Below are 26,753 nucleotides of genomic sequence, written 5' to 3' on the forward strand. Positions count from 1 at the left end.
ACAACGGCTAAAAATCATCCACACAGGCTGCAAAGTCCAATGCTTTACGAAACAGCGTCGGCAAATCCCGCGCGGCGGACTCATCCGCTGCACGCCAATCCCCCGCCGGTTTCGTTATGCCCGACAGATCGCCCGAAAACACAGTCAGATGCAACTCGAAATGCGTGAAAACATGGGTCACACGCCCTTCGCCGCGTGACCAGCGCGTGAGGGCGGGGGCGCCGGGATGCGTGTTATCGGCCATCGGAGCGTCGGCGATCTCGCTCATCGGTAGCCCGAGCATCCCGCCGAGAAGGCCGCGCGGCGGGCGCCGCACCAGCAGGATCTCGCCGCGGTCGCGCAGCACATAGACGTTTGCGTAGCGCACCGGGCGCGGTGCTTTCTGCGCCTTTTTCGGGAGCAGATCGGCGATGCCGCGTCGCGCCGCGTCGCAGGAGTCAGCGATGGGGCAGACGAGACAATCGGGAGACCGGGGGCGGCAGACCGTGGCGCCGAGGTCCATCATCGCCTGCGCGAAATCGCCTGCGCGCGCGGTGGGCGTGATCGTATCCGTGAGCGTGCGAAGCGCGGGTTTGGCGCTGGGCAGGGGCTCTTCAACCGCGAACAGCCGCGCGACGACGCGCTCGACATTGCCGTCGACGACGACGGCGCGCTCGCCGAAGGCAATCGCCGTGATCGCCGCGGCTGTATAGGCGCCGATGCCGGGAAGGCCGAGCAGCGCCTCTTCGGTGGATGGGAAATGCCCGCCGTGGCCCTCTGCAACTGCGCGCGCGCAGGCGAGGAGGTTGCGCGCGCGGGCGTAGTAGCCGAGGCCTGCCCATGCCGCGAGCACGTCTCCGTCCTCGGCCGCGGCGAGTGCCTCCACCGTCGGCCAGCGCGTGGTGAAATGCTCGAAATAGGGGATGACGGCCGCCACGGTCGTCTGCTGGAGCATGATCTCCGAAAGCCAGACGCGATAGGGATCGGCCGCATTCGCGCCGGGCGGCGCGCGCCACGGCAGGCGGCGGTGCGACCGGTCGTACCAGGCGAGCAGCGGCGCCGCGATGTGCTTGGGGGCGATTTCCTTGGCGGGCATGGCGCGCCTATGGCATGGGTTTCTTCATGAGGAAACCGGGTGACAGAAGGGGCGGGAGCCGGTCGGTGGCCGAGCTTGTGCCGCTTGTCGGGCGCAAGGCGTTCCGTCGCTTCGGCTTCGTCGATAGTGCGGTCGTGGCGCGCTGGCCGGAAATCGTGGGGCCGGACTATGCGCGGCATTCGACGCCCGAATCGCTGAGCTTCCCGCACGGCAAGCGCAGCGGCGGCACGCTCAACCTCTCCGCCACCGGTTCGCACGCGCTGATGATCCAGCACGTCGCGCCGCAGATCATTGAGCGGGTGAACCGCTTTTTCGGCTATGATGCCGTCGCGCGCATCGCCATCCGGCAGGGGCTTGCCGTTGAGCGCGCGCCCGCGGGCGAGGCCGTGCAGACCCCCGGCGAGGTGCCCGAAGACGTGGCGGGCAGCCTGAAGGCGATCGCCGACGACGGGCTTCGGCAGAGCCTTGAAGACCTTGCACGGCAGATGAGCGGGACGAAGGGTCTGCCCGTCATTCGATAGCTGAAAATGCGCTGATCGGCTTTGACTTGGGGTGCGGGCCTCGCCATAGTGTCCCACCCGCATTTGTGGCAGGTATTGGGTTTCTTTGAGGGTGGACTACCAGATGTTGAGAAAAGCGCGCTTCAAGGCATTGTGTTTGTTCGGAGCCGTCGCAGTGCTTTCGGCCTGCGGACAGGAATCATCTGAAGCCGCCGGGAGCAAGGCCGGCACTGCGCCCAAGGCGGAAACGCCGGCGACACCGGCCGCACCGGCCGGGAAAGGCAAGTGGCTCGAAACCGTGAAGGCGACCCCCGAGGGCGGCTTCAGCATCGGCAACCCGAACGCTCCGGTGAAGCTCATCGAATTCGCGTCGCTCACCTGCCCGCACTGCCGCGATTTCCACGAAATGGCGATGCCGGCGATCAAGGGCCAGTACATCGCCACCGGCAAGGTGCTCTACGAGTTCCGCAACTTCGTGTTGAACCCGGCGGACTACGGCGCCACGATGCTCGCGCGCTGCCAGGGGCCGAGCGCATTCTTCGGGCTGGCCGACGCCTTCTTCAAGAACCAGCAGACATGGATCGAGCCGTTCACCAAGCTCACCGAGGCGCAGACCTCCCAGCTGCAATCATTGTCGCCGGACGAACAGGTCGTCACCTACGCGAAGCTCGGCGGGCTCGACACGTTCGTGCGCGCGCGCGGGATTCCGGAAGCGAAGTTCAAGGCCTGCCTCACGGATGCGAACCAGCGCAGCCAGCTTGAGACGATCCGCAAGACGGCGGTCGAGCAGTACAAGGTGACGGGCACGCCCGCGTTCGTGCTGAACGACAAGTCACTCGAAGGCGTGCACAGCTGGGCGGACCTCGAGCCGCTGCTCAAGGATGCCGCGAAGTAGCGTGAAGCGTGTGGGCGTGAGAGAGCGGGGGGCGCGTGCATTTCAGGCGGATTAGACTCGCCGGGTTCAAATCCTTCGTCGATCCTGTGGAACTCAGGATCGATGACGGGCTGACGGGCGTCGTCGGTCCGAACGGCTGCGGCAAGTCAAACCTCCTTGAAGCCATCCGCTGGGTGATGGGCGAATCGAGTGCCAAATCCATGCGCGGCGGCGGCATGGAAGACGTGATCTTCGCGGGCACCGACCGCCGCCCGGCGCGCGACGCCGCGCACGTTACGCTTCACCTCGACAATTCGAGCCGTCGCGCGCCCGCGCAGTTCAACGATTCGGACGATCTCGAAGTGGTTCGCCACATCGAGCGCGGCCTGGGCTCTGCGTACCGCGTCAATGGCCGTGACGTGCGCCAGAAGGATGTACAGCTGCTGTTCGCCGACGCGGCGACCGGCGCGCACTCGCCCGCGCTCGTCAGCCAGGGTCGCATCGGCGCGATCATCGCCGCGAAGCCGCAAGACCGCCGCCTGCTGCTCGAAGAGGCGGCGGGGATTTCGGGTCTTCATGTGCGCCGCAAGGATGCCGAGCAACGCTTGCGCGCGGCGGAAACCAATCTGACGCGGCTCGACGATGTGCTGCAGGGCCTGTCCGCGCAGGCCGCGAACCTGAAACGGCAGGCGCGTCAGGCGGAGCGCTACAAGAAACTCTCCGAGCAGATTCGGATCGCCGAGGCGATGCTGCTCTACGCGAAGGCCGCTGAGGCGAACGCCGACGCGAATGCCGCGAAGGCCGAGGCCGAAGCGCTGCGCGGGAAGATCGAGGACGCGACGCGGCTCGGCGCGGCGATCTCGGCGCGGCAGGCGGACGCCGCCGCGAACCTGCCGCCGCTGCGCGAGGCCGAGGCCGAAGCCGCGGCGATCCTGCAACGCCTGAAGCTCTCGCGCGATTCGCTGAACGCCAAGCTCAACGAGGTCGAGCGCCGACGCCGCGAGGCCGAAGCGCGGCGCGAGGCGGCGGAGCGCGACATCGCGCGAGAAGATGCGCTGCACCACGATGCGCACGCCGCGCTCGAACGGCTGGCGGCGGAAGACGGGGCCATCGCCGGGCGGCTCGCCGAAGCTGAGGCCGCGCTTGGTCCGGCGGAAGTACGCATCACTGATCTCGAAGCCGTCGTCGAGGCGGATCAGCGCGCGCTTGCCGATGCGCTTGCCGCGCAGGCCGAGGCGCAGGGACAGCGCCGCGCGATCGAGGCCGAGCTTTCGGCGCTGCGTTCCCAGATCGCGCGGGCCGAATCCGAAAAGACGCGCACGCTCGCCGCACAGGCCGCGGCCGCGCAGGGTGATGACGCGGGCGAGCGGCTGATCACCGCCGAGGGCCGCGCGAAGGATGCCGAGGCGGAAGCCGAGCGTGCCTCCGCCGCGATCGCGACCGGAGAGGAACGCCGCGCCGGGGCGGAGACCGCGCGCGATGCGGCGCAGGCGAAGCGGGGCGAGGCACAGGCGGCGCTATCCGCGCTCACCGGTGAGAGGCAGTCGCTCGAACGCTCGCTCGCGGCGAGCCGTGGTGGTGATGCCGAGCCGCTGATCGACCGTGTGCGCGTGGCGAAGGGTTTCGAGGCGGCGTTCGCGGCCTCGCTCGGCGACGACACGGCGGCGCCGGTGGGCGGCGAAAGCGGACGCCGGTGGGGCGGGGCGACGAAGGGCGAATGGGATCCGGCGCTTCCGGCAGGCGCGCGGCCGCTTTCCGAGGTGATCGAGGCGCCCGAGGAAATCGCGCGGCGCGCCGCACAGATCGGTGTCGTCGACAACGAGATGCTGGACCGGATGGCGGCGAAGCTCTCCGTCGGCCAGCGATTGGTGACCACCGAAGGCCGCTTGGTGCGCTGGGACGGCTTCCGCACCGAAGCGGGCGACGGCAGCGCGGCGGCGGAAAAGCTGCGCCAGCGCAACCGGCTCGCCGAGGTTGAGGCATTGCTGCCCGACGCCGAGGCGGCGGTGGAAGCTCTTGATACCGAGTTCGCCGCTGCGCGCGCGATTGTCGCCGAAACCGCCTCCGCAATCGACGGCGAACGACAGGCGTTGCGCCGGGCGGAAGCCGCGCGTGCTGAAGCGGCGAAGGTGATGTCGCAGCTCGCGGGTGAGGTCGAGCGCCGCGCCGCGCAGCTCGAAGCGTTTGCGGCAGCCGTGACGCGCGCGAACGACCAGATCGCCGAGTGCGGCGAGAAGACGCAGGAACTGGAAGCCGCGCTTCTGGAGGTTCCCGCAGCAGAAGGGCTGACCGAAGCGGTGACGGCGGCGCGCAATACGGCCGATGCGCATCGCTCCGACCTCGCGATGGCGCGCGCCGAACATGTTGCCCTCCAGCGCGGCCTGCAAAGCGATGGTGCGCGACGCGACGCGATCACCGCCGAACGCGAAGCCTGGGAGCGTCGCATTTCGGGCAGTACCGCACAGCGCGAGGAGCTTGCCGCGCGAATCGCGGCGGCGAACGCAACGATTGCCGAAATCGCCGACGTGCCCGCAGCGATTGCCGAGCGTCAGGCGCGGCTCGCGGGCGATCTTGCTGACGCAGAGGCCGCGCGTCAGGCGGCGGCGGACCGGCTCGCCGAGGCCGAGGGCGGGCTCCGCACCATCGACGGCGAGGCGCGCGAGGCGACCGAGATTCTCTCGACCCTGCGCGAAGAACGCGGGCGCATCGAGGTGCGCGTCGAGACCTGTGAGCACCGGCGCACGGAACTCAACCGCCTGTCGGTCGAGCGTTTCCAGTGCTCGCCACAGATGCTGCCTCAGCGCTTCGAGTTCAGCGACGAGAACATGGAGGACGCGGAAACGCTGAACTCCGGGCTCGACCGCCTGACCGGCGAGCGCGAGCGCATGGGGCCGGTGAACCTGCGCGCCGACGTGGAACTCGAAGAGATCGAGACGACGCTGACCACCTCGACATCCGAGCGCGAGGAGCTGGAAACCGCGATCGCCAGGCTGCGTGGCAGCATCGGCTCGCTAAACCGCGAAGGCCGCGCGCGGCTGCTCACCGCGTTCGAGGAGGTGAACCGCCACTTCGGCGACCTCTTCACCAGCCTGTTCGGCGGCGGCGAGGCGCGGCTCGAACTCATCGAATCGGACGATCCGCTCGAAGCCGGCCTTGAGATCATGGCGCAGCCGCCGGGCAAGAAGCTGCAGTCGCTGACGCTGCTTTCGGGCGGCGAGCAGGCGCTGACGGCCGTGGCGCTAATCTTCGGCCTGTTCCTGACGAATCCGGCGCCGATCTGCGTGCTCGACGAGGTCGATGCGCCGCTCGACGATGCCAATATCGAGCGTTTCTGCGATCTTCTCGACCGCATGACGACGCTGACCGACACGCGTTTCCTTATTGTGACGCACAACGCCGTCACGATGAGCCGGATGCACCGCCTGTACGGCGTCACCATGGGCGAGAAGGGCGTCAGCCAGCTTGTTTCCGTGGACCTCGGCCGCGCGGAAACGCTGCTCGCGGCGGAGTAGACATGCCGCCGTGTATGCCATGCCGCGCTGCGGCAAGGCGAGCGTTGACTTGGCGAAAACCCGCCACTAAACGTGCGCTCGCGTTCGGGGTTTCGGCTCCGGCGTCTCGTCGCTTGCCGGAAACGGCTTGTGTTTCGGGTGGACTGTTCGAACCGTCCTCTAGGCATGGAGATGATCGTTGGCAGACGACCGACGCTCTGAACCGGACGACCTCGGTCGCCGGCTTGCCGAGGCGAAAGAACGGGCCAATCCGAAACGTGACGGGCTGAAACGGGAAGAGAACAGGGGCTGGTCGATCGCCATCGAGTTCATCGGTGCGATCCTCGTGGGTGCCTTTTTCGGCTGGCTGATCGACGGCTGGTTCGGAACAGGGCCTTACGGAATGATCCTGTTCTTTTTGCTCGGCTTTGGTGCCGGTCTGCGCACGGTGATGCGCAAGAGCGGCGACTTCGACGGCAACCCGGACGACAACAACTAAGGTTCAGGAGCGCGGGCGTTCAATGGCGAACCCGATGGAACAGTTCGAGATCAAGACGCTCAGCTCGCTTGAGCTTGGCGGCTACGATGTCTCGTTCACGAATTCTTCGCTGTGGATGATGATCGCGCTCGTCACGGTCGCGGGTTTCCTCTTCATCGGCACTGCTGCCCCGAAGCTCGTTCCCGGGCGCTGGCAGGCTTCCGTCGAGTATCTCGAGGAATTCATCCGCAACATGCTGGCGGAAAACGTCGGGCCGGAAGGCCGCAGGTACGTGCCGCTGGTGTTCGCGCTTTTCATCTTCGTGCTCGGCTGCAACCTTCTCGGCCTGCTGCCCTTCGTGGGCGCGTTCACGCCGACCAGCCACATCGCGGTCACCTTCGGCCTTGCCGCGCTGGTGTTCCTCGTGGTGCTGGGCGTCGGCTTCGCGCGCCACGGGCTCCACTTCTTCTCGCTCTTCATTCCCAAGGACTGCCCGATCGTGCTGCTGCCGCTGGTGACGGCGATCGAGTTCGTCTCGTTCCTGTCGCGGCCGTTCACGCTGGCGATCCGGTTGTTCGCGAACATGACCGCGGGCCACGTGCTTCTGAAGGTGTTCGGCGGTTTCGTCGTCAGCCTCGGCGTGTTCGGCCTGCTGCCGCTCGGCGTCAACGTCGCGCTCACCGCGCTCGAAGTGATGATCGCCGTGGTGCAGGCCTACGTGTTCGCTCTGCTGACGTCGATCTACCTGAACGACGCGGTCAATCTTCACTAGTTTCAACGTAATCCCAACAGCTTAGTTCAACGGAAGGGTTTCAACATGGATATCGCATCAGCCAAGCTCATCGGTGCCGGTCTCGCTGCTGTCGGCGCGGGCATTGCCGCCATCGGCGTGGGCACGATCTTCGGCCAGTTCCTGCAGGGCGCGCTGCGCAACCCGGCCGCTGCCGACAAGCTCGGTGGCCGTCTGATCTTCGGCTTCGCGGTGACCGAGGCCCTCGGCCTCATCGCCGCCGTCGTTGCGCTCGCGCTCGCGTTCGGTTGATCTTCCAGGGCTTCGGACCGGCGCGTGATGCGCGTCGGTCGGTGCCCTTTTGATCACTCAGCCGGATTCGCATCGGGGTAAGTCATGCCACAGTTCGACCCGTCCAATTTTCTGCCGCAGATGTTCTGGTTGGCGATCACATTCGCCATCCTTTACTTCGGCGTCGTCCGCCTGACGCTGCCGAAGATCGGCAAGGTCGTCGACGAACGGGCCAGCATCATTGCGGCCGATCTGTCGGCGGCGGAAGTGGCACACACGGCTGCCGCGAATACGGGCGAGGCCTATAATGCGGTGCTTGCCAAATCCCGCGATGCCGCGACGAGTGTCGTGTCGGATGCGAAGGCGGTTACGGTTCGCGAAAACGAAGCCAAGCTCGCCGCTCTCGATGCCGAACTGAATGCGCGTCTTGCGTCGGCGGAAGCCCGCATTTCAGATGCGCGCGCCAAGGCCCTAGGCGAGATCGATGCCGCGGCGAGCGAAGCGGCGGCCGATGTCGTGGAGCGTCTAACCGGCGTTCGTCCCGGCGAATTGGAAGCCAGGGCCGCGGTCGCCGCGAGCCTGTCGTAGGAAGTCGCCATGCAAGTTCCCGCCGGTGATGTGACCCCTGTCGATGTGCCGCCGAGCGCAGGCGAGGTCGATCAGATGACCGCGACCGTTGCCCACGAGGCTGCGCATGACGAGCATCCGGTCATGCTCGGGCTCGATGCCGAGGGTTGGGTCTACGTCAGCATCACGATCTTCTTCCTCCTCGCGATCTTCGTGATGAAGGCGCCGAAGCTGATCGCGCAGGGCCTCGATGCCCGCATCGCGCAGGTGAAGGCGCAGCTTGCCGAAGCGAAGACGCTGCGCGAGGAAGCCGAAAAGCTTCTCGCGGAAGCGAAGGCGCGCGAGGCGCAGGGCGAAAAGGATGCCGCGGCGATCATCGCGCACGCGAAGCAGGAAGCCGAGCAGATCACCGCGGCCGCGCAGAAGAGCGCGGAGACGATGGTCGCGCGCCGCACGGCGATGGCCGAAGCCAAGATCGGTGCCGCCGAGCGCGCCGCCGAAGCCGAACTCCGCGCCCGCGCCGCAACGCTTGCAACCGCAGCCGCATCGCGCATCATCGCCGACACGACGGACAAGGCGACGAAGACCAAGCTCACCGACGCTGCGATCGGCGAACTGGACCGGCGGCTCCACTAGGCAGCGCGGTTCAGACTGAATTCGATGGGCCGGGGCGGATTCGTTCGCTCCGGCCCTTTCGTTTGTTCGAGATCGGGTGGTTATTCCGCGTTCTTCCGGTAGGCGAACATTCGCGTCACATAGGGAAACGCAACGTCCGGGCGTTCGGAAAGCGCGGGTGTCGCGCGGATCAGGTCACGCACGCGGCGTTCGACCTCTCGTTGTTGTTCAGGCGGCAATGCGGCGATGAAGCTCACGGAGAGCGTTCGCTCCACGACGACCTGTTCCGCGCTGCCGACGTGGGCATTCCGCGCGCTCCGTTCATCGAGCGCGGTGAAGCCTTCGGCCGGGAACACGCACCGCCATTCACCACTCTGGTAACGCGGTGTCCCTTCCTCGAAGGCATCGGTTATTCTGCCAAGCTCGGCGACCCACGGCATATCCGTGTCGCGAACGTTCCAGATAAGCCCGAGCACGCCGCCGGGAACGAGCACGCGGTGGATTTCGGCGAGCGCTTCGCGGGTCGCAAACCAGTGGAACGCCTGCGCGCAGACGACCGCATCGACGGCGGCATTGGGGAGGGGAATATTGTCCGCGGTTCCGGCAAGCGCCTCCACGTCGCCGTAACGCTCCACGAGTTCAGCGCGCATGGCCGCGACGGGTTCCAGTGCGAGCACCTTTGCGCCGCTTTCGCGGAGCAGCGGTACGAACTTGCCCGTTCCCGCGCCAAGATCGAGAACGGACTTGCCGGGCGCCAGTTCGACGATTTCACGCAGCCAGGCGCCTGCTTCGGTCGGATAATCGGGTCGTCCGCGCACATAGGTCTGCGCGGCTGCGGTGTATCCCGCCGCTGCGCTGTCGTGGACGGTGTTCATTACCCCGCCGCGTAGCTTGGACGGTCCGTCACCTCGGCGTGCCAGCGCAGCGTGTTCGTGTGATCTTCGGGGATGCGCACCTTGATCCAGCGGGCGAAATCGATCGCGATGATCGCGGTGATGTCGGCGATCGTGTAGCGGTCGCCGGCGACATAGGCGCTTTCGCCGAGGCGATCGTTGAGCATCGTGAAGAAGCCCGGCAGCAGGATACGGCCGCGCTCTGCAAGCTCCGCGATCTGTGCCGTATCCGGCCCGCCGCCGGGCTGCGCGCGGTTGGCAAATAGTGGCTGCGTGTTTCGGTAGACGGAGGCGATGGTCGCCAGCCCGTCGAACTCGATGCGGCGCTGCCAGCATTCGATGACGCCAGCTTCTTTCGCATCGCGGCCCATCAGGTTCGGCTCGGGGTGCAGCGTTTCGAAGTAGCGGCAGATGGCGATCGATTCGTCGATCACCGTGCCGTCGTCCAGCACCAGCGCCGGGATGAGACCGCGCGGATTGACGGCGAGATATTCGGGCGTGCGGTTCCCGCCCTCGGCGACGTTCACCTCCTCGATCTCGATCGGGATACCTTTTTCGGCGAGGAAGATGGTGACGCGGCGCGGATTGGGCGCGCGGTTCATGCCGTAGAGCTTCATGGTCGATTCCCCTGTTTCGCAAAGCTGATTGCACGAGGCCACGTTCTCGTCTATGCGCGCTAGCCGCAACAAGGAACAGGGTTCCCGCGCAATGACGTTCGAGGTTCGAGGACTACGACGAGGATAGACGCCGCTGAAAGCGGCGCGGATGGCGCGTGGCCATTCTTCATCCTCCTGTCACTCGAAGACTTGAAAGTTCCGCACATGATTATCGTGCCCGCCAGCGCCCGGCACGGCGCTGCCATTGAAGCGCTTCTCGACGACGTTTTCGGTTCCGCCCGGCACGGCCGCACCGCCTATCGCCTGCGCGACGGCGTGCGCGCGGTGGACGGGTTGAGCTTCGTGGCGCTGGACGCCGACGGTGCTCTTATCGGCTCGATCCAGCTCTGGCCGATCGAACTCGCGACAGCAGAGGGCGTGCACGCATTGACGCTGCTCGGACCGGTCGCGGTGGCGAAGAGCCTGCAGGGTACGGGCATCGGCGCCGCGCTTATGGAGACCGCGATCGCGGCAGCCGACGCCATGGGGCGGAGCGCGATCGTGCTGATCGGGGATCCGGAATATTATGGCCGCTTCGGGTTTACGGCGGAGGCGACGGGGGACTGGGCGGTGCCGGGTCCGGTGGAGCGGCACCGGCTGCTTGCGCGGTTGCCTGAAGGGCTGGTGCTAAACACTGCCGGCACACTTCGGCCCACCAAGGCGCTCAGCGCCGTTCGCGCCACCACGCCAGCACAAAAAGGCCCGCGGCGAGCAGCAGCGCCAGCGGCGGCATGATGAGGGGCTTCTCGTCGACTGCGACGAGTGATCCGCTGCGGTTCTCGACGAGGCCGAGCCAGCCGGCGCCCGCAGCCGTATCGGTTGGGGCGATGCGGCGGACTTTGGGGACGCCGTCCCGCAGCCAGTAGCTGCCGCCGCCCGAGGCTTTGACCGGAGCGACAAGGGGGGCTTCGCGGGGGCGGACTTCGGCGAATTCGGCGCTGTCGCCCGCGAGGACGTAGCGGATGCGGTCGCCTGCCGCGACGCGGTAGAGCCCGTCCGCGCCGACCGTGACGCTCGCGCCGGTGACGCCTTCGCCGCGCGGTTCGAGCGGGATGCCACGATCGTTGTCGGCGGGATCGGTGAGGATCGCGGCTTCGGGCGGGGTGAGGCCGTGCGCGGTGATGTCGATGCGGCGGGCCTTTGCGGAGGCTTCGAGGCGGTTCTCGTCGAGATCGGGCTCCTGCATCAGCCAGTGCGCGATGCGACGGAGAAGCTCCGCGTGCGGCCCCGCGCCGTCGACGCCGCGCGACCACCACCAGACGTTCGTGGAGGCGATGAGCCCGACACGCCCGCGCCCGACGCGGTCGAGGATGACGAGCGGCTTGTCCCCGGCACCCGACATCAACACCTCGCCGGAGGTCGGCGTCATGTCGCTTTGCGAGCCCCAGCGGCCCCACGCATCGCCGCCCCAGATTTTCGGAAGCTCGGCGGTGACGGGATGGCGGCGACCCGTGGGGGTGAGGAGCGGGCGGAACGGCACTTCGATGCCCGGCCCGGCGGTGCGCGCGGGGAGAACGGGTGCAAGCTCGGTGGCGGCGAGGCCGCCTTCGGACGCGAATTCCTCACCTGTGACGACGAGCAGACCGCCCCCGTCTTTCACGCGCGCGCCGAGATCCTGGAAATAGATCGGCGAGAGCAGCTCGGAGAGGCTGAAACGGTCGAAGATGATGAGATCGAAGTCGCCGAGATGCTGCTCGAACAGTTCCTCGACGGGGAAGGGGATCAGCGACATCTCGTCGGGCGGCGTGGTGTCGAAGCTGGTCGGCAGGCGCAGGATCGTGAAGTGCACGAGATCGATGTTGGAATCGCTTTTCAGGATGTCGCGCCAGACACGCCCGCCGGGATAGGGCACGCCAGAGACGAGCAGCACGCGCAGCCGGTCCGTGACGCCGTTCAGCCGGACGAGCGCGCGGTTGTTGACGAGCGTCGCTTCGCCGCCGGAAAGCGCCGCGACCGAAAGCGCCATCTCGATCGTGCCGCGCCGGGTGACGGGGACGGAGAGGCGCACCGGTTCGCCGGTCGGCACATCGCGCTCGGTGGTGCGGCCGCCCGCGACCTGCTGCGTGAGCGCGGCCGTGCCGCGCGGCGCGTTCGGGCCGTCGTCTATGCGGATCACGACCTCGGCGGGCTGGCCGACGACGCTGTAGCTCGGCACGCGCTCGACGATGAGGCGGCGGTCGGGCGTGTCGGGATCGCCCGCGATCAGGTGATGCAGCGGCACGTTTGCGGGAAGCAGGCGCGGATCGGGCGCATCCGCCGAAATGCCGTCGCTGAGCACGACGACGCCCGCGAGGCGCCCGGCAGGCGCGTCCGACGCGGCGCGTTCGATGGCGGCGGCAAGGCGTGTCGGTTCGCCGGGCGCCTGCGGCACGGTGACGACGCGCCACTCGACGCCCGGAGAATCCCGGCGCAGCGCGGCGAGTGCGGCGTCTGCTTCGCGGGTGCGGTTTCCGATGCCCATGCTCGCCGAACGGTCGACAACGGCGACGGCGACGTCCGGGCGCACGGCGCGGCGCTCCTGAAGCCACACGGGGTTTGCGAGCAGCAACATCAGGATCGCGGCGATGAGCGCGCGGGGCCAGAACAGGCGTGGCGCGCGCCACAGCACGAGGCCGAGCCCCGCCGCGAACAGCACGCCGACGAGAACGACGCCCCACCACGGCAGCAGCGGCACGAAGCTGATCGCGCGCTCCGTCATCGCGGCTTTTCGCCCATGCGCTCAAGAAGCGCGCGCGTGTGGACCTGATCGGCCTTGTAGGTGCCGGTGAGCGCATACATCACGAGATTGACGCCGAAGCGCAGCGCTTGCTCACGCTGCGACGGGCTGACGGCACGGTCGCTCGACCAGAGCGAGGCCCAATCCCCACCGCCGATGACGACGCCGGACACGCGGCCGTCTCCACCATCGGTGCCCGCTTCGGTCCAGACTGCGCCGCCTGCGTAGCTGTGCAGCAGGTAGAAGCTGCGCGAGAGCACATGTTCGCTGCCGACTTCGCTGAGCGCGGGCAGACCGAGCGGTTCCAGTAGATCGCGCGCGCCGCTGCCCGCACCAAGCGGCCGCCCGAAATCGAAGAGCACCAGGCCGCCGGCGGCGATGTAGGCGCGGAGCTTCAGCGCGGTTGCCGGAGACATGGAGCGTACCTGCCCGGCGGGCCAATAGAGCACAGGATAGGCGCCGAGCGGATCGCGCGCGGGATCGACGGCGGCGGGCTTGGCGGGCGAGACGGAGGTGCGGCGCGTGAGCGTCTGCCCGAGCGTTTCGAGGCCGCGCGCGACGCCTGCGTCTGCGGCGGCGCTGCCGGTGCGCACGTAGGCGAGCTGGAGATCGGCGGCCTCCGCGGGTTTGGGAGCCATGACGAAGAGCATCGCAGCCGCGACCGGCACGAGTGCGCCGCGCAGGCGAAGCGCGACGAGGATGTCCACAAGCGCGAGCAGCACGGCGGCGAGGATCAGCCATGCGCCGATATCGACCGGCGGCGCGGCTTCGGCGGCGGGGCGAAGGCCCTGCGTGCCGACGGGCGCGAAGCTGAAGCGCGGGCCGAGCGCGCCCGCGAGGTTGATGACCCTGCGCGCATCGCCGCTGCGATAGAGGCCGGGCGGCGAGGCCGCGCTTGCCACGGCGGCGTCAAACGCTGCGGCGGGAATCGTGACAGGCTGGGCGGGTTCCTGCCATTCGCCGCGCGCGCCGAGCATCCGTTCGAGCACCCACGGCTTCGCGCCCGCGATGTCGATCGAGGCCGGATTGGCGCCGAGCGGCAGCAGGCGGCGCAACATCGCTTCAAAGAGGCCGCTGAGGGGGAGCGTGGACCACGATGGGTCGGCGGCGGTGTGGACGAGGATGAGAAGCCCCGCGCCGCGCCGCGCCGCGCTCACCATCGGCGTGCCGTCCGCAAGCCATGCCCAGCGCATCGCGTCAGCATCCGACGCGGCGAGAAGCTGGCGCGCGACGCGCGCTTCCGCCGGTATGGGAAGCCCGGCGAGCGGCCCGGCGGCTTCGAAACCGCCGATCGCCTGCGGCTGTTGCCACGAGAGTACGCCGCCAAGTGCGCGTGCGCCCGCGCGCAAGGGTACGGGCGAGAGCGCGCTACCGTTTTCGGCGATGCGCGGCCCGGCGAAGAGGATGACGACGGCGCCTTTCTCCACGCGCTCCAGCAGCGGTTTCGCCTGCGCGGGCTCGGCGGCGACATCGGTGAGCACGAACAGCGTCGCGGGGTCTTCGGCGGCGGTGGCGAGCGTGCCGGTCTTGATCTCGGCGTGCGGTTCGAGTGCGCGGCGCACGTAGTAGCCGCCTGATTCGAGCGGCGGGGCGTTCGATGGGCCTTCTATGACGACGACACGCGGACGCGCCGCGCTGCCGTCTGCAAGGTAGATCGCCTGCGCGCTGCCGCCGACGGTGAGGCGGCTCACGTCGGCGCGCTCCGAGGCGTCGAGGCGGACGCGGAAGGTCGCGACGTCGCCTTCGAACTGGAGGGGCTCGCTGGAGAGCGTCTGGCCCCGACGGCTGCGGAAGCCGAGTGTGGCAGCCGCAAGGCCGGGCGGCGCGATAACCTGTCCGCTCCAGCCGTCGTTGGTGCGCCCGGCGATGCGGATGGCGGGTTCGGCGGGCGGCAAAGCGAGGAGTTCGCCGCCCGCCAGCGCGCGGCGGAGCGCGGGGGCGCCTGCGTCCTCAACGCCGTCCGACACCCAGAGGAAGGCGGCGTCCTTCGGCAGCGCGGCGGCGCGGCGGGCGCGGTCCGCCGGCCACGGCAGCGGCGAGAGCGCGGCGAGCTGGGCCTTTGCCGTCGGCGCATCGACCCAGTGCGCGGTGGGCGCCGGTCCATCGAAGGCGGTGGGGAGGATCGTGAAGCGCGTCGTTGCCGGAAGCGTATCGATGCGCTCGGCGGCGGCGGTGACGAGCCGGTCCCACTGCGAGGCGGCGGACCAGCCGTTGTCGACGACGATGGCGAGGCGTGCGGGCGGCGCTGTTGCAGGTGTCGGCTTCCAGACCGGCCCGGCGAGGCCGACGAGGAGCAGTGCGACGATGCCGATCCGCAGCAGCACCAGCCACCACGGCGGCGTCGCGACGGGCGGCGGCGGGATTTCGGCGTCGCCGAGCAGCACGATCGAGGGCAGGCGGACGCGGCGCACGGCGGGCGGCAGGCGGCGCAGCAGGAACCAGAGGAACGGCAGCGCTAGGCCTGCGGCGAGCAGCCACGGCACGGCGAAGCTGAATGCGCCGCCCATCAGGCCGCGCGCAGCCAGTTTGCGATGCGCGCGGCGTGCGCGGCGGCGTCATCGCTTGTCACCGCCTCGACGAGCAGCCAGCCTGGGCGGTCGCAGGCGGCGGCGATGCGCGCGCGGTGCGCGGCCCATGCGGCGGCATAGGTTTCGCTGAGGGCTTCGACGCGGCCCGCCTCGAACGGGCGATCGCCGGGCTCGACGGCATCGAAATGCACGCGGCCCGCGAAGGGGAAGGCGATCTCGGCGGGATCGGCGACGGCGATGACGACGCCCTGCGCGCCAGCTGCCGCTGCGGCGGCGATCCAGTCGAGCGCGCCGGGGCTGAGGAAATCCCCTGCCGCGAGCACGATATCGGCGGGGCCGGGGTTCGTGAGCAGGGGGACATCGCCGTGGCCGTGCGGCGCGAGCAGGGCGTCACCGCGCAAAGGGCGCGGATCGGGAGGCGCGCAGCACGTCTCGCCTGCCTCGTACGCGGCGAGGCCGAGCGCGGCGACGAGCGTATCCGCGAGCGTTTTCTTGCGGGGCAGGGATTCATCGGAGGCGTAGTCCATCGAGGCGCTCGCGTCGGACCAGAGCCACAGGCGCACGGGGTCTTCGCGCTCGCGCTCGCGCACGTAGAGCGCGTCGCTGCGGCCCGAGCGGCGCCAATCCACCTTGTCCGCCGCCTCGCCGGGGGTGAGCATCCGGTATTGCCAGAATTCCGAGCCCGGTCCTGCCGCGCGGCGGGGGTGCGCGCCCGCCTGTCGCGCGGCGCGGGCGCGGGCGCGCGTGAGGCGCAGCGGGCCGAGCATGGCCGCGATGCGTTCGGCGTCGAGGAGCCCGCTCACTCCAGACCGGATTCGATCGTCCGGATGAGCTCGGCGACGGTGCGGCCTTCGCTGCGCGCCGCGAAGCCGAGCTGGACGCGGTGGCCGAGCGCGGGCTGGAGCAGCGCCGCGACGTCCTCCAGCAGCGGCACGGCGCGGCCTTGCAAGAAGGCGCGGGCGCGCGCCGCCGTGATCAGCGCCTGTCCGCCGCGCGGTCCCGGTCCCCAGAGGAGGCCAGGGTTTTCGGGGCCGGGGCGGAGGCTGCGCACGGCGCGGAGGATCGCGTCGACGACGCCTTCGGGCACGGGCATGTGCGTGAGAAGCGTCTGTGCCTCGATGAGATCGGCGGCTTTCAGCATGGCTTGCGGAACAGGCTCGTCCGCGCCCGTGGTGGCGACGAGGATGGCGCGTTCGTCGGCGAGCGCGGGGAAATCGATGTCGATCTGGAGCAGGAAGCGATCGAGCTGGGCCTCGGGGAGCGGGTAGGTGCCTTCCTGCTCGATGGGGTTCTGCGTGGCGAGCACGTGGAACGGGCGGGGCAGGGGCCGCGCGGCGCCCGCGACGCTCACCTGCCGTTCCTGCATGGCCTCCAGCAGCGCGGACTGGGTGCGGGGGCTGGCACGGTTGATCTCGTCCGCCATCAAAAGCTGCGTGAAGACCGGGCCTTCGATGAAGCGGAACGCGCGGTCGCCTTCGCGGGACTGTTCGAGCACCTCGGCGCCGAGAATGTCCGACGGGACGAGGTCGGGCGTGAACTGGATGCGGCGCGTGTCGAGGCCGAGGACCGTGCCGAGCGTCTTCACGAGGCGCGTCTTCGCGAGGCCGGGCAGGCCGACGACGAGCGCGTGGCCACCCGCGAGGAGGGCGACGAGCGCCAGATCGATGACGCGCTCCTGCCCGATGATGGTGCGGCCGATCTCGGCGCGGGCGCTTGCAAAGCTGGCGGCAAGCGCATCGAAGCGCGCTTCGGCCTGCTTGACGTCGAGAGGGGGCTTGGGTTCGGTGTTCACGGCACTCTAATACGTCGGGTGATCAGGGTTACAATCATCGCCGCGCGCGATAAGGGTGGCAAGCCATGATCGACACACGTGCCACCCTCGACCTTCCGGCGTCGCTTGCTGAAATCGCGCAGGCCGTCGCCGCGCAGAGGCTGCCGCCGGTCGAAAGCTGGCACCCGGAGCGCACCGGCGACAGCGAAATGCGGATCGCGCGGGACGGGACGTGGTTCCATCAGGACGCGCCGATCCCCCGGCCCGAGATGGTGCGGCTGTTCTCGACGATCCTGCGCCGCGAGGCGGACGGGCGGCATGTGCTGGTGACGCCTGCAGAGAAGCTCGACATCGCGGTTGAGGACGCGGCGTTCATCGCCGTCGCGGTGCGGAGCGAGGGAGAGGGGGACGGGCGGCGTCTCGGCTTCACGCTGGGCACCGGCGATCCGGTGATCGCCGGGCCGGAGAACGCAATTTCGCTGCGGGACGGGGCGCCGTACCTGCATGTGCGCGGCGGGCTGGAGGCGCGGATCGCGCGGCCCGTCTATTATGAACTCGCCGAAATCGCCATCGCCGAGGGCGGCGATCCGCCCGGCGTGTGGAGCGAAGGCGCATACTTCCCGCTGATGGACGCCGCATGAGCCCCGATCTCGACTGGATTCGCGCGCGCCTGCGCCACTATGAACGCATCCCCGGCCATCTGCCGCAGTTCGGCGACGACATCGACAATTTCGATACCGAGCTCCTCGGCGCGCTTACGCCTGCGGCGGTGCTCGTGCCGGTGATCGCGCGGCGCGAACCGACGCTGCTGTTCACCAAGCGCAATGCGAACATGCGTCGTCATGCGGGACAGGTGGCGTTTCCGGGCGGGCGGCTCGACCCCGGTGAGGACGCGGTGCGCGCGGCGCTGCGCGAGGCGGAGGAGGAGACGGCGCTGTCGCCGACCCACGTGGAAGTGATCGCCCCGATCGACGACTATGCGACGGGAACGGGGTTCCGTGTGACGCCGGTAGTGGGCATCATTCCGCCCGACCTCGCACTGATGCCGCACGAGGCGGAGGTCGAGAGCCTGTTCGAGGTGCCGCTCGATTATGTGCTCGATGCTTCGAAGCACGAGAGGCGGACGGGCGAATGGAAGGGGCGTGAACGCACCTTCTACGTGATCCCGTGGCGCGATGGTGACATCTGGGGCGCGACGGCGGGGATGGTCGTGAACCTCGCGCGGATCCTGACGCAATGAGGCTTCCTCGGCAGGCATGGGCGGAGACGCCGGGCGGCAGCGCTGTGCTGAGTGCGCTCGATGCGGGGAGCGGTACGACACGGCTGGTCGGCGGCGCGGTGCGCGATGCGCTGCTCGCGCTGCCGGTGACAGATGTCGATCTTGCGACGGCGCTTTCTCCCCAAGAGGTGACGAAGCGACTGGAAGCAGCGGGGGTGCAGGTGGTGCCGACGGGGATCGCGCACGGCACGGTGACGGCGGTGACGCCTGACCTCATCATGGAGGTCACGACGCTGCGCCGTGACGTTTCTACGGACGGGCGGCGTGCGACGGTGGCCTATACGGACGACTGGCGCGAAGACGCGGCGCGGCGCGATTTCACGATCAATGCGCTCTATGCGCGGCTTCCGGGCGGCGAGATCGACGATTGGTTCGGTGGGCTCGCCGATCTGGATGCGGGGCGGGTGCGCTTCATTGGAGAGCCGCTGCAGCGCATCGCGGAGGATCACCTGCGTATCCTGCGCTTCTTCCGCTTCCACAGCCGCTTCGGACGCGGAGAGCCGGATGCGGAGGGGCTTGCCGCCTGCGCGGCGCGTGCGAACGACCTGATGGCGCTGTCGCGTGAGCGTATTCGCGACGAGCTGTTCCGTATCCTCGTGCTGCCGCGCGCGGCGGAGACGATCGGGCTCATGCTGTCGCTCGGCGTGCTGAAGCCGGTGCTCCCGGAAATCGTGGCGGAGCGGGTTTCGAACCTCGCGGCGCTTACAGCGCGCGAGGCTGCGTGGGGCGCCGAGCCCGATCCGGTCCGGCGCTTTGCCGCGCTGTTGCCGCAGCGCGCGGGGCTGGGCACGGCCTTCGGCGCGCGGCTGCGGCTGTCTCGGCGCGATACGGCGCGGCTCGATGCGCTTGGCCTTCCCGACCCGGCACTGCCCGATGACCCGTGCACAGCCGCCTATTTCAGCGGCGCGGAAACGGCGCGGGACCGGCTGCTGCTGCTGGGGGATGAAGGCCATGCGGCATGGACGGCGCTGGAAGGCTGGGAGCGCCCCGCAATGCCGGTGAGCGGCAAGGATATCATCGCGCGCGGTGTTACCCCCGGCCCGGAGGTGAGCCTCCGCCTGCAGCGCTTCGAACGCGGCTGGGTGGCGTCAGGATGTCCGCGCGACGCTGTGCACGTCGGTGCGCTGCTCGACGCGGCGCTTGCGTGAAGGGCAGCAGATGCCGTTGTCGATGAACTGTTCGGCTTCCTGCGCAGCCATCGGCCGGGCGAAGAAATAGCCCTGCGCGGTGTCGCAGCCGAGCGCGCGCAGGCGCTCCGCCTGGCTCTCTTCCTCGACACCTTCCGCGACGGTCGTCATGCCGAGATTGCGCGCGAGCGCGATGATCGTGGTGACGATCTTGTGGCTGTCGTCCGACTTCATCATGCCGCCCACGAACGACTGGTCGATCTTGAGCACGTCGATGGGCAGCTGCTGAAGGTAGCTGAGCGACGAATAGCCGGTGCCGAAGTCGTCCATCGCGATGCTGAGATCGAGCTGCTTGAGCTTGGTGAAGATTTGCCGCGCCAGCTCCGGGTTCTCGACGATGGCGCTTTCGGTAAGCTCGACCTTGAGCGCGCGGCCCGGGATGCCGGACGCCGTGAGCGCGGCCTCGACCGCGCCGACGATATCGTCCTGTGCCAGTTGCAGCCCCGAGACGTTGACGCCGACCGTGAGATCAGCGGCTCCGGCGCAGCGCCGGCGCCAGTCGGCAATCTGGTTGCAGGCGGTTTCGATCGCCCATCGGCCGAGCGGGACGATCAGCCCCGAATCCTCGGCGATGGGGATGAAATCGGACGGTGAAATGACACCGCGCTCGGGATGATTCCAGCGGGCGAGCGCTTCGAAGCCCACAAGGCGGCCTTCGGCGAGGTTCACGTAAGGCTGGAAGGCGAGTTCGAGTTCCTGCCGCTCAATCGCCTTCCTGAGATCCGCTTCCATGCGGAACATGTCGCGCGCGACGCTGTGCGCGCTCGACTGGTAGATGGCGATGCCGCCGCGTCCGCGCGACTTCGCGGTGTGCAGCGCGAAATCGGCGTCGCGGATCAGGTCTTCGGAATAGCGGCGTGACGAGAAGGTCGTGGCGATGCCTATGCTTGCCGAGACGAAGCACTCGCCGCCGGTGATGACGAATGGCGACTTCAATGTGCTCTGAATGCGCTCGACGACGCGGATCGTGTCTTCGGGTGCATCGATGTTCTTCACCAGCACCGCGAACTCGTCGCCCGAGAGGCGCGCGAGGCAATCGTTGGCGCGAATGCAGGGCAGCAGGCGGCGTGCCATCGCCGCGAGCAGCTCGTCGCCGACGATGTGACCGAGATTTTCGTTCACGCGCTTGAAGCGATCGATGTTGATGACCGCGACCGCGAGGTGCGACTTCATGCGGCCTTCGAGCGCTTCTTCGAGCTGTTCGATGAACAGCACGCGGTTGGGAAGCCCGGTGAGTGCATCGTTCAGCATCGTCTGCTTGAGGTTGCGTTCGGCCTGAATCTCGGGTGTGCGGTCGCGCACGGCGATGACCACGCGTGCCGGAGCGTCGCCCGACGGCGCCAGCGGTGAGATGTGCGCGGAAAGATGGCGTTGGCGGGGGCTTTCCGAAACCGTCCAATCGATCTCGCGCTTGGCACCGCGCGGGTCCTGCAGCAGCGATTCCACGGCGACGCCGATGCGTGGGTTCTCGTTCAGAAGGCGGATGCGCGGCAGACCGAGCCCGATCACCTGATTGTGCGGATAGCGCGCCCAGCTTTCGAAGGTGGCATTGGAGGACAGGCACACGGGAATGCCATCGGGTCCGGCCTGGAAGATGAGCACGCCGACGGGGAGCGTATCGATGACACCCTGAAGTATCGCTTCGGCTGCGGCAGCAGCGGCGGGTTCAATACCGCCGATACGATCTGCCGCCGAACCTGCCGCTCCGATCGCGCGTTTCGACTGCATCGTTCCCTTCACTTGCGACTCGGCCGGCTGGTTTCCCGGCCTCAGATCACGCGAAGGCCGGCACCGGTTTTGAAAGGAATGGCACGCACGAAATTAAGGAGCCGTAAAGCGCAGTTATGCTTTCGAAATAAAGTTAACTTCCGAAGCGGAAGTATTGGAGCAAGCTGCGTGATTCCGAAATCACGCAGCTTGCTCTCTCTTTGTGGACGCATCGTCGTTCGCGCAAAACCGGTTCCCACTTTTGCGCACGATGCTTAGTCGAAGCGATTATTGCGCGGGAAACCCATCGGCGGCAGGCGGCCGACCTGCGCGCGTGAACCGAGCCAGTTGGCAAGGTCCGTTTCGGTTCTGGTTCGGCCTTCCTTGCCGCCCATCGTCCACGAAAGCCCGTCCGCGAAGCGGAAGGGCAGGACGTCTGAAAGCCCGCCGTCGCGGTATTTCTGGAGCGCGACGCCCTGACCGCGCGCCATCACGGGGATTTCGCCGACCGGCACGATCAGCAGCTTCCGGTTCTCGCCGATGAGCGCGAGGTGGTCGTCTGTCGTGGCGATAGGCCGAATGCTGTGCAGCCGCGCGCCTTTCTTGAAGGTCACGACCTGCCGCCCCTTGCGGGTTTCGGCGAGCAGCTCCTCGTTCACCGCGATGAAGCCTCGGCCGTCGCTTGACGCGAGCAGCACGCGCATTTCGGGCCGCGCGGGGAGGACGGTGGCGATCGTCGCGTCGCCTTCGATATCGACAAGCAGCCGCAGCGGTTCGCCGAAACCGCGGCCGCCGGGGAGCTTGTCCGCCCCCACGGTGTAGAAACGGCCGTTGTCGGCGGCGATGAGGATCTTGTCGGTGGTCTGCGCGTGGAAGGCGAAGGCGGGGCCGTCGCCCTCCTTGAACTTGAACGCCTCCGGGTCGCTGAGGTCGAGGTGACCTTTCATGGCGCGCGCCCAGCCTTTTGCCGAAACGACGACGGTGATCGGTTCCTTCTCGATCATCGCTTCCAGTGGGATTTCACGCGTCGCCGAGGCTTCCTCGATCCGCGTGCGGCGGGCGCCGAGCACGGTTTCGAAGCCGTAGCGTTCACGAAGCACGGCGAGGTCGCGTTTCAGGCGTGTGCGCTGGCGTGCCGGGCTGTCGATGAGCGCGACGAGGCCTTCGCGTTCCTTGGCAAGATCATCGCGTTCCTTGCGGATTTCCATTTCCTCGAGGCGGCGGAGGCTCCTGAGGCGCATGTTGAGGATGGCTTCGGCCTGCCGGTCTGTGAGCTGGAACTCTTCCATCATCACGGCCTTCGGCTCATCCTCGGTGCGGATGATCTCGATGACACGATCGAGATTGAGATAGGCGATCAGATAGCCGCCGAGCAGCTCCAGCCGGTCGTCGATCTTCGCCAGCCGGTGGCGGGAGCGACGCAGCAGCACGCCGATCTGGTGGGTGAGCCACTGCGTGAGCACGTCTTTCAGGCTCATCACGCGCGGCGTGCGCTCGGCATCGAGCACGTTGAGGTTGAGCGAGAAGCGCGTTTCAAGCTCGGTGAGGCGGTAGAGGCTTTCCACCAGCACCTCGGGCTCGACGTTGCGGCTTTTCGGCACGATGACGATGCGGATCGCTTCGTCGCTCTCGTCGCGCACGTCTTCGAGGATGGGCAGCTTCTTGTCGGCGATGAGCTGCGCGATCTGCTCGATCAGCTTGCCCTTCTGCACGCCGTAGGGGATTTCGGTGATGACGAGTTGCCACGTGCCGCCGGAGAGCTTTTCGGGCTCCACGGCCCATTTGCCTGTCGTGGGGTCTTCATGCCCGGCGAAACGCGCACGCACGCGGAAGCTGCCGCGGCCGGTGGCGTAGGCTTCGCGGATGCTCGCCGGGCTGTCGACGATGAGCGCGCCGGTGGGGAAATCCGGGCCCTTCACGTGTTCGAGAAGCTGGTCAAGCTCGGCGGCGGGCTGATCGATGAGGAGCACGGCGGCGTCGATCAGCTCGGCGGCGTTGTGCGGCGGGATCGAGGTGGCCATGCCGACGGCGATGCCGCTGGCGCCGTTCGCAAGGAGGTTCGGGAACAGGCCGGGCATCACCTCCGGCTCTTCGTCCTCGCCGTTGTAGGTCGGGCGGAAGTCGGTGGCGTCCTCGTCGAGACCGGCCATCAGATCGAGCGCGACCTGCGTGAGGCGCGCCTCGGTGTAGCGGTAGGCGGCGGCGTTATCGCCGTCGATGTTGCCGAAATTGCCCTGGCCGTCGACGAGCGGGTAGCGGAGCGAGAAATCCTGCGCGAGGCGGACCATCGCATCGTAGACGGCAACGTCGCCGTGCGGATGGTATTTACCGATGACGTCGCCGACGACGCGCGCACACTTCTTGTAACCCTGACCCGGATCGAGCTTCAAAAGCCGCATCGCCCAGAGGAGCCGGCGGTGGACGGGCTTCAACCCGTCGCGCACATCGGGGAGCGACCGCGCGGTGATCGTGGAGAGCGCATAGACCAGATAACGATCGGCGAGCGCGTCGCCGAACGGGGCTTCGATGATGTTCGATTCAGGGTCGAGAAGTTCGGTCATGGGAGGGCGATAGCAGGCCCGGAAGGGCGATGCGAGCCTTCCGTCAGGGACGCTCGTAGTTGCCGAACGGATCGCTTGCCGCCTCGCGCGCGGCCTCTGCGAGCAGCCATTCGCGGAACGCCTTCACCTTGGGCCGTGCGCCGGTGTGCGCGGGGTAGACGAGCCAGTAGCTGCGATGATCGAACACGGTCTCCCCGAAGGCGGGGACGAGCCGGCCGGCGGCGATATCCTGCGCCCAGAACAGCGGATTGAGCAGGCCGATGCCGTGCCCCGCCATGATCGCCTGCACCTCCATGATCTGGGAATCGAGCCGCAGGCCAGGGGAGGGGCGATCCTCGATGTGCGCGGCATCGAAGCAGTCGCGCCAGATCGACCACCATTCGTCGCCCGCGCTGATGCGGGGCAGGCGAAGCACGTCGTCGATGCTTTCGATCGGCGGGTGCGCGGCGATGAAAGCGGGGCTTGCGAAGGCGCGGAGTGCGTCGCGCATCACGAAATGCGCGGTGAGCCCCGGCCATTCGCCGTGCCCGACGCGCACCGCGACGTCGACATCCTCGCGCGCGAAATCGACGATATGGTTCTGGCTCTGCAGGCGCACGGCGAGCGACGGCCGCGTCACCTGAAACGCGCCGAGCCGGGGCGCGAGCCAGTTGGACGCGAAGGAGACGGTGCAGGAGATGGTAAGCACGCTCTCCGTCTCCTGCCGTACGGTGCGGAACGCTTCCTCCATCGTGTCGAAGGCGCCGGAGAGCAGCGGGGCGATGCGCGCGCCGACATCGGTGAGCTTCACACCGCCGCCAGTTCGGAAGAAGAGCTTATGACCGACGCGGTCTTCGAGCAGGCGGACCTGATAGCTGACTGCAGCCTGCGTCATGCCCAGCTCCTCGGCTGCGCGGGTGAAATGGCCGTGACGCGCGGCAGCTTCGAAGGCGCGGACAGCGGCGAGGGGTGGGAGGTGGCGCATTGGCTCATCATAAGTCTGGCTTATGAATGGCGTCCATCGTTTTGTTGGCTTCGCGGGCGACGCACGGGCACATTCCACGCATTGGACTACGGAGAATTGCCATGCGTGATGAATTCGAGATGCGGCTGATGACCGAGCACCGCTCGGCCCTCTACGGCTTCGTGGAAGGCGTCGTCGCTTCGGTGATCGACACGATGTGCCATCTGCGCACGATCCAGTGGCGTGCGCCGTGGCGCGCGGAACAGCCGCGCTGCCGCTGATGCCCTACCGCTTCAGCCGCGTCTCGATCCTGTCGCGCGCGGCGGTGAGGTTCGCGGCGCGGCGGCCGGTGAGGAGGTCGCGCTCGATGAAGTGGCGGGCGATGCGGAGCGCTTCGGCGACGTCCTCCGCGCTTGCCGCGCCGCCGTTCGAGATGAACGCGGGCAGGCGGAACAGGCGGTCCGCATAGGGCGCGCCTGCGCCTGCGCTCACCGCGCGGCCGGTTTTCGGGGAGACGAAGGCGAGATCTTCGGTCTGCCCCGTGGCGGCGCAGGTGGAAAGGTCTAGCCCGAAGCCCAGTTCCGCAAGCAGTAGCAGCTCGAAACGCGCGAGCGCGGCGAGCGTGACGAGCGGATCATCCTGAAGCTCGGCGAGGTCGAGGATCGATTCGAGCGTTGCGTGGACGCGCGGGTAGGGGTGGCCTTCGGGAAGCAGCGTCGCGGCGAGGCCCGCAAGCCATTCGACGAGCGCCAGCGCCAGCGGATCGAAGGCGAGCGCGGCGCGCGAACGCACGATCTCCACGCCTGCGCGGGCAAGCTGCGTTTCCGTGCGCCCATCGAGACGCAGGCGCACGCGCGTGCCGGGCGCGAGCGCGGGGCGCAGCCGCTGCGAGCGACCGCCGGGCACATAAGCGGCGACAAGTCCCGCCTCCGCCGTGAGGAAGCGCACGACCGCGCCGTTCTCGCCGTGGGCAATGGCGGCGCAGACAAGGGCTTCGGCATCAAGGTGCATTGGCGGATCATCGCCGAGGCGCTAGACGCGCGTCAAACGATATGCGGGGCCTGAAGCGTGCTGACCGAACTGACACCTGAACAGATGGACCGCTACTGCGCGCGCATCGGTGTGCCGCGCGAGGGTGCACCCGATCTCGACCGCCTCGCCGCCTTCCAGCGCGGGCACGTGCACGCGTTCACGTGGGAAGTGCTCGATGCGTTCATGGGCTGGCCGAACGCCATCGATCCGGCGGCGGCGTTCGACAAGATGATCGACGGCCGGCGCGGCGGCTGGTGCTATGAGATGAACGGGCTTCTGGGTGCGGCGCTCTCCGGGGCGGGCTACCAGGTGACGCGCCTGTGCGGCGGCGTGAACCGCGCCGCACTCGGCGATCTGGTGGTGGGCAACCACTTGACGCTGCGCGTGGACCTCGATCGGCCGTGGCTGGTGGACGGCGGCCTTGGCGACGCGCCCGCGCGGCCGATTCCGCTCGCGATCGGCGATCACAGCGAGGACTACCACGACTTCGGCATCGAGGCGGCGGACGACGGCTGGCTGCGCTTCCGCAACCAGCGCTTCGGCGCGGCGCCCAGCTTTGACTTTAAGGCGGACTATGCCGACGAGCCGCAACTCGCCGCGCAGCAGGCATGGCTGATGGCGGACGACGGCTCGCCGTTTCGGAGCAATTTCGTGGTGATGCGCCACTTCGACGGCCGCATCGAATCGATCGTCAACCGCACGCGGCGCACGGTGACGGCTGGTGGCATGTCGACGGAAGCAATGACGAGCGCGGACGATCTCGCGGCGGCGCTTGGCGGCGTGTTCGGGCTCGAGGTGCCGGACGTCGCGGCGGTGTGGGCGAAGGTGGAGACGTTGCCGAAGGGCGAGTTCGAGTAGG

The 26,753-nt window shown here is 68.2% G+C and carries 25 protein-coding genes; 14 read left to right on the forward strand and 11 right to left on the reverse strand.

Features of this window, described 5'->3' with window-relative positions; genetic code table 11:
* Positions 1 to 7 precede the first annotated feature (7 nt).
* A complete protein-coding gene (mutY, locus tag ACFQ00_RS07125; RefSeq protein ID WP_381488280.1) occupies positions 8 to 1,075 on the reverse strand; it encodes an A/G-specific adenine glycosylase in 1,068 nt (355 codons plus the stop codon).
* A 65-nt stretch (positions 1,076 to 1,140) separates the two neighbouring features.
* On the opposite strand from mutY, the gene ACFQ00_RS07130 reads away from it, so the two are divergent.
* From ACFQ00_RS07130 to ACFQ00_RS07165, 8 genes are all read left to right on the forward strand, one after another.
* Positions 1,141 to 1,596, forward strand: a complete 456-nt coding sequence (locus ACFQ00_RS07130; RefSeq protein ID WP_381488283.1) for a DUF721 domain-containing protein — start codon at positions 1,141 to 1,143, stop codon at positions 1,594 to 1,596.
* 136 nt (positions 1,597 to 1,732) lie between these two features.
* The gene (locus ACFQ00_RS07135) at positions 1,733 to 2,470 is read left to right on the forward strand and encodes a DsbA family protein (RefSeq protein ID WP_381488286.1); all 738 of its coding nucleotides are present in this window, start codon (positions 1,733 to 1,735) and stop codon (positions 2,468 to 2,470) included.
* A gap of 35 nt (positions 2,471 to 2,505) precedes the next feature.
* A complete protein-coding gene (locus ACFQ00_RS07140) occupies positions 2,506 to 5,961 on the forward strand; it encodes a chromosome segregation SMC family protein (protein ID WP_381488289.1) in 3,456 nt (1,151 codons plus the stop codon).
* A 178-nt stretch (positions 5,962 to 6,139) separates the two neighbouring features.
* Positions 6,140 to 6,439: an AtpZ/AtpI family protein gene (locus ACFQ00_RS07145; RefSeq protein ID WP_381488293.1), complete on the forward strand. Its 300-nt coding sequence runs from the start codon at positions 6,140 to 6,142 to the stop codon at positions 6,437 to 6,439.
* 22 nt (positions 6,440 to 6,461) lie between these two features.
* On the forward strand, positions 6,462 to 7,190 hold the full coding sequence (locus ACFQ00_RS07150) for a F0F1 ATP synthase subunit A (RefSeq protein ID WP_381488296.1): 729 nt from the start codon (positions 6,462 to 6,464) through the stop codon (positions 7,188 to 7,190).
* A gap of 45 nt (positions 7,191 to 7,235) precedes the next feature.
* The gene (locus ACFQ00_RS07155; protein ID WP_121048099.1) at positions 7,236 to 7,460 is read left to right on the forward strand and encodes a F0F1 ATP synthase subunit C; all 225 of its coding nucleotides are present in this window, start codon (positions 7,236 to 7,238) and stop codon (positions 7,458 to 7,460) included.
* Between the two features lie 84 nt (positions 7,461 to 7,544).
* Positions 7,545 to 8,027 (forward strand): F0F1 ATP synthase subunit B family protein, encoded by a 483-nt coding sequence (locus ACFQ00_RS07160; protein WP_381488300.1) that lies wholly within the window; start codon positions 7,545 to 7,547, stop codon positions 8,025 to 8,027.
* Positions 8,028 to 8,036: 9 nt separating this feature from the next.
* Positions 8,037 to 8,642, forward strand: a complete 606-nt coding sequence (locus ACFQ00_RS07165) for a F0F1 ATP synthase subunit B family protein (RefSeq protein WP_381488303.1) — start codon at positions 8,037 to 8,039, stop codon at positions 8,640 to 8,642.
* Between the two features lie 80 nt (positions 8,643 to 8,722).
* On the opposite strand, the gene ACFQ00_RS07170 is transcribed toward ACFQ00_RS07165, so the two are convergent.
* Entirely contained in the window at positions 8,723 to 9,496 is a 774-nt protein-coding gene (locus ACFQ00_RS07170; RefSeq protein WP_381488306.1) for a class I SAM-dependent methyltransferase, read from the reverse strand.
* Positions 9,496 to 10,131 (reverse strand): glutathione S-transferase family protein, encoded by a 636-nt coding sequence (locus ACFQ00_RS07175; RefSeq protein WP_381488308.1) that lies wholly within the window; start codon positions 10,129 to 10,131, stop codon positions 9,496 to 9,498. The genes ACFQ00_RS07170 and ACFQ00_RS07175 overlap by 1 nt, the downstream gene beginning before the upstream one ends.
* Positions 10,132 to 10,335: 204 nt before the next feature.
* On the opposite strand from ACFQ00_RS07175, the gene ACFQ00_RS07180 reads away from it, so the two are divergent.
* Positions 10,336 to 10,905, forward strand: a complete 570-nt coding sequence (locus ACFQ00_RS07180; RefSeq protein ID WP_381488311.1) for a GNAT family N-acetyltransferase — start codon at positions 10,336 to 10,338, stop codon at positions 10,903 to 10,905.
* Here ACFQ00_RS07180 and ACFQ00_RS07185 read toward each other — a convergent pair.
* From ACFQ00_RS07185 to ACFQ00_RS07200, 4 genes are read right to left on the reverse strand one after another with little or no spacing between them, the layout of a single operon-like run.
* The gene (locus tag ACFQ00_RS07185; protein ID WP_381488314.1) at positions 10,835 to 12,868 is read right to left on the reverse strand and encodes a hypothetical protein; all 2,034 of its coding nucleotides are present in this window, start codon (positions 12,866 to 12,868) and stop codon (positions 10,835 to 10,837) included. The genes ACFQ00_RS07180 and ACFQ00_RS07185 overlap by 71 nt on opposite strands.
* Positions 12,865 to 15,393, reverse strand: a complete 2,529-nt coding sequence (locus ACFQ00_RS07190; RefSeq protein ID WP_381488317.1) for a DUF4159 domain-containing protein — start codon at positions 15,391 to 15,393, stop codon at positions 12,865 to 12,867. The genes ACFQ00_RS07185 and ACFQ00_RS07190 overlap by 4 nt, the downstream gene beginning before the upstream one ends.
* Entirely contained in the window at positions 15,393 to 16,217 is an 825-nt protein-coding gene (locus tag ACFQ00_RS07195) for a DUF58 domain-containing protein (protein WP_381488320.1), read from the reverse strand. Before ACFQ00_RS07195 ends, ACFQ00_RS07190 begins: the two co-directional genes overlap by 1 nt.
* A complete protein-coding gene (locus ACFQ00_RS07200; protein WP_381488323.1) occupies positions 16,214 to 17,206 on the reverse strand; it encodes an AAA family ATPase in 993 nt (330 codons plus the stop codon). The genes ACFQ00_RS07195 and ACFQ00_RS07200 overlap by 4 nt, the downstream gene beginning before the upstream one ends.
* Positions 17,207 to 17,271: 65 nt before the next feature.
* Here ACFQ00_RS07200 and ACFQ00_RS07205 point away from each other — a divergent pair, with 65 nt between their 5' ends.
* The 3 genes from ACFQ00_RS07205 to ACFQ00_RS07215 are packed head-to-tail and all read left to right on the forward strand — an operon-like array spanning position 17,272 to position 19,612.
* Entirely contained in the window at positions 17,272 to 17,826 is a 555-nt protein-coding gene (locus tag ACFQ00_RS07205; RefSeq protein WP_381488326.1) for a DUF1285 domain-containing protein, read from the forward strand.
* Positions 17,823 to 18,425 (forward strand): CoA pyrophosphatase, encoded by a 603-nt coding sequence (locus tag ACFQ00_RS07210; RefSeq protein WP_374599076.1) that lies wholly within the window; start codon positions 17,823 to 17,825, stop codon positions 18,423 to 18,425. Before ACFQ00_RS07205 ends, ACFQ00_RS07210 begins: the two co-directional genes overlap by 4 nt.
* Positions 18,422 to 19,612, forward strand: coding sequence for a CCA tRNA nucleotidyltransferase (locus ACFQ00_RS07215; protein WP_381488331.1), 1,191 nt, complete (start codon positions 18,422 to 18,424; stop codon positions 19,610 to 19,612). Before ACFQ00_RS07210 ends, ACFQ00_RS07215 begins: the two co-directional genes overlap by 4 nt.
* Here ACFQ00_RS07215 and ACFQ00_RS07220 read toward each other — a convergent pair.
* From ACFQ00_RS07220 to ACFQ00_RS07230, 3 genes are all read right to left on the reverse strand, one after another.
* Positions 19,553 to 21,379 (reverse strand): putative bifunctional diguanylate cyclase/phosphodiesterase, encoded by a 1,827-nt coding sequence (locus tag ACFQ00_RS07220; RefSeq protein ID WP_381488333.1) that lies wholly within the window; start codon positions 21,377 to 21,379, stop codon positions 19,553 to 19,555. The two genes, ACFQ00_RS07215 and ACFQ00_RS07220, sit on opposite strands and share 60 nt — an antisense overlap.
* Before the next feature lie 254 nt (positions 21,380 to 21,633).
* A complete protein-coding gene (gene parC, locus ACFQ00_RS07225) occupies positions 21,634 to 23,919 on the reverse strand; it encodes a DNA topoisomerase IV subunit A (RefSeq protein ID WP_381488336.1) in 2,286 nt (761 codons plus the stop codon).
* Between the two features lie 43 nt (positions 23,920 to 23,962).
* A complete protein-coding gene (locus ACFQ00_RS07230; RefSeq protein WP_381488339.1) occupies positions 23,963 to 24,883 on the reverse strand; it encodes a LysR substrate-binding domain-containing protein in 921 nt (306 codons plus the stop codon).
* A gap of 101 nt (positions 24,884 to 24,984) precedes the next feature.
* Between ACFQ00_RS07230 and ACFQ00_RS07235 the strand changes: the two genes are divergently transcribed.
* On the forward strand, positions 24,985 to 25,143 hold the full coding sequence (locus ACFQ00_RS07235) for a hypothetical protein (RefSeq protein ID WP_381488341.1): 159 nt from the start codon (positions 24,985 to 24,987) through the stop codon (positions 25,141 to 25,143).
* A gap of 4 nt (positions 25,144 to 25,147) precedes the next feature.
* On the opposite strand, the gene recO is transcribed toward ACFQ00_RS07235, so the two are convergent.
* Entirely contained in the window at positions 25,148 to 25,873 is a 726-nt protein-coding gene (gene recO / locus ACFQ00_RS07240) for a DNA repair protein RecO (RefSeq protein WP_381488343.1), read from the reverse strand.
* Between the two features lie 57 nt (positions 25,874 to 25,930).
* Here recO and ACFQ00_RS07245 point away from each other — a divergent pair, with 57 nt between their 5' ends.
* Positions 25,931 to 26,752: an arylamine N-acetyltransferase family protein gene (locus ACFQ00_RS07245; protein WP_381488345.1), complete on the forward strand. Its 822-nt coding sequence runs from the start codon at positions 25,931 to 25,933 to the stop codon at positions 26,750 to 26,752.
* The last annotated feature ends 1 nt before the right edge of the window (position 26,753 follow it).

This window comes from Sphingosinicella xenopeptidilytica (assembly GCF_042676985.1).
GTDB lineage: Bacteria > Pseudomonadota > Alphaproteobacteria > Sphingomonadales > Sphingomonadaceae > Sphingosinicella > Sphingosinicella xenopeptidilytica.

What these genes read in the sequence shown, in the direction of transcription:
- ACFQ00_RS07180 (WP_381488311.1), top strand. Translation starts at nt 10,336, where the DNA reads ATGATTATCGTGCCCGCCAGCGCCCGGCACGGCGCTGCCATTGAAGCG.
- ACFQ00_RS07165 (WP_381488303.1), top strand. Translation starts at nt 8,037, where the DNA reads ATGCAAGTTCCCGCCGGTGATGTGACCCCTGTCGATGTGCCGCCGAGC.
- ACFQ00_RS07220 (WP_381488333.1), bottom strand. Translation starts at nt 21,379, where the DNA reads ATGCAGTCGAAACGCGCGATCGGAGCGGCAGGTTCGGCGGCAGATCGT.
- ACFQ00_RS07160 (WP_381488300.1), top strand. Translation starts at nt 7,545, where the DNA reads ATGCCACAGTTCGACCCGTCCAATTTTCTGCCGCAGATGTTCTGGTTG.
- ACFQ00_RS07185 (WP_381488314.1), bottom strand. Translation starts at nt 12,868, where the DNA reads ATGACGGAGCGCGCGATCAGCTTCGTGCCGCTGCTGCCGTGGTGGGGC.
- ACFQ00_RS07215 (WP_381488331.1), top strand. Translation starts at nt 18,422, where the DNA reads ATGAGGCTTCCTCGGCAGGCATGGGCGGAGACGCCGGGCGGCAGCGCT.
- ACFQ00_RS07230 (WP_381488339.1), bottom strand. Translation starts at nt 24,883, where the DNA reads ATGCGCCACCTCCCACCCCTCGCCGCTGTCCGCGCCTTCGAAGCTGCC.
- ACFQ00_RS07235 (WP_381488341.1), top strand. Translation starts at nt 24,985, where the DNA reads ATGCGTGATGAATTCGAGATGCGGCTGATGACCGAGCACCGCTCGGCC.
- mutY (WP_381488280.1), bottom strand. Translation starts at nt 1,075, where the DNA reads ATGCCCGCCAAGGAAATCGCCCCCAAGCACATCGCGGCGCCGCTGCTC.
- ACFQ00_RS07205 (WP_381488326.1), top strand. Translation starts at nt 17,272, where the DNA reads ATGATCGACACACGTGCCACCCTCGACCTTCCGGCGTCGCTTGCTGAA.
- parC (WP_381488336.1), bottom strand. Translation starts at nt 23,919, where the DNA reads ATGACCGAACTTCTCGACCCTGAATCGAACATCATCGAAGCCCCGTTC.
- ACFQ00_RS07170 (WP_381488306.1), bottom strand. Translation starts at nt 9,496, where the DNA reads ATGAACACCGTCCACGACAGCGCAGCGGCGGGATACACCGCAGCCGCG.
- ACFQ00_RS07155 (WP_121048099.1), top strand. Translation starts at nt 7,236, where the DNA reads ATGGATATCGCATCAGCCAAGCTCATCGGTGCCGGTCTCGCTGCTGTC.
- ACFQ00_RS07150 (WP_381488296.1), top strand. Translation starts at nt 6,462, where the DNA reads ATGGCGAACCCGATGGAACAGTTCGAGATCAAGACGCTCAGCTCGCTT.
- ACFQ00_RS07175 (WP_381488308.1), bottom strand. Translation starts at nt 10,131, where the DNA reads ATGAAGCTCTACGGCATGAACCGCGCGCCCAATCCGCGCCGCGTCACC.
- ACFQ00_RS07210 (WP_374599076.1), top strand. Translation starts at nt 17,823, where the DNA reads ATGAGCCCCGATCTCGACTGGATTCGCGCGCGCCTGCGCCACTATGAA.
- ACFQ00_RS07190 (WP_381488317.1), bottom strand. Translation starts at nt 15,393, where the DNA reads ATGGGCGGCGCATTCAGCTTCGCCGTGCCGTGGCTGCTCGCCGCAGGC.
- recO (WP_381488343.1), bottom strand. Translation starts at nt 25,873, where the DNA reads ATGCACCTTGATGCCGAAGCCCTTGTCTGCGCCGCCATTGCCCACGGC.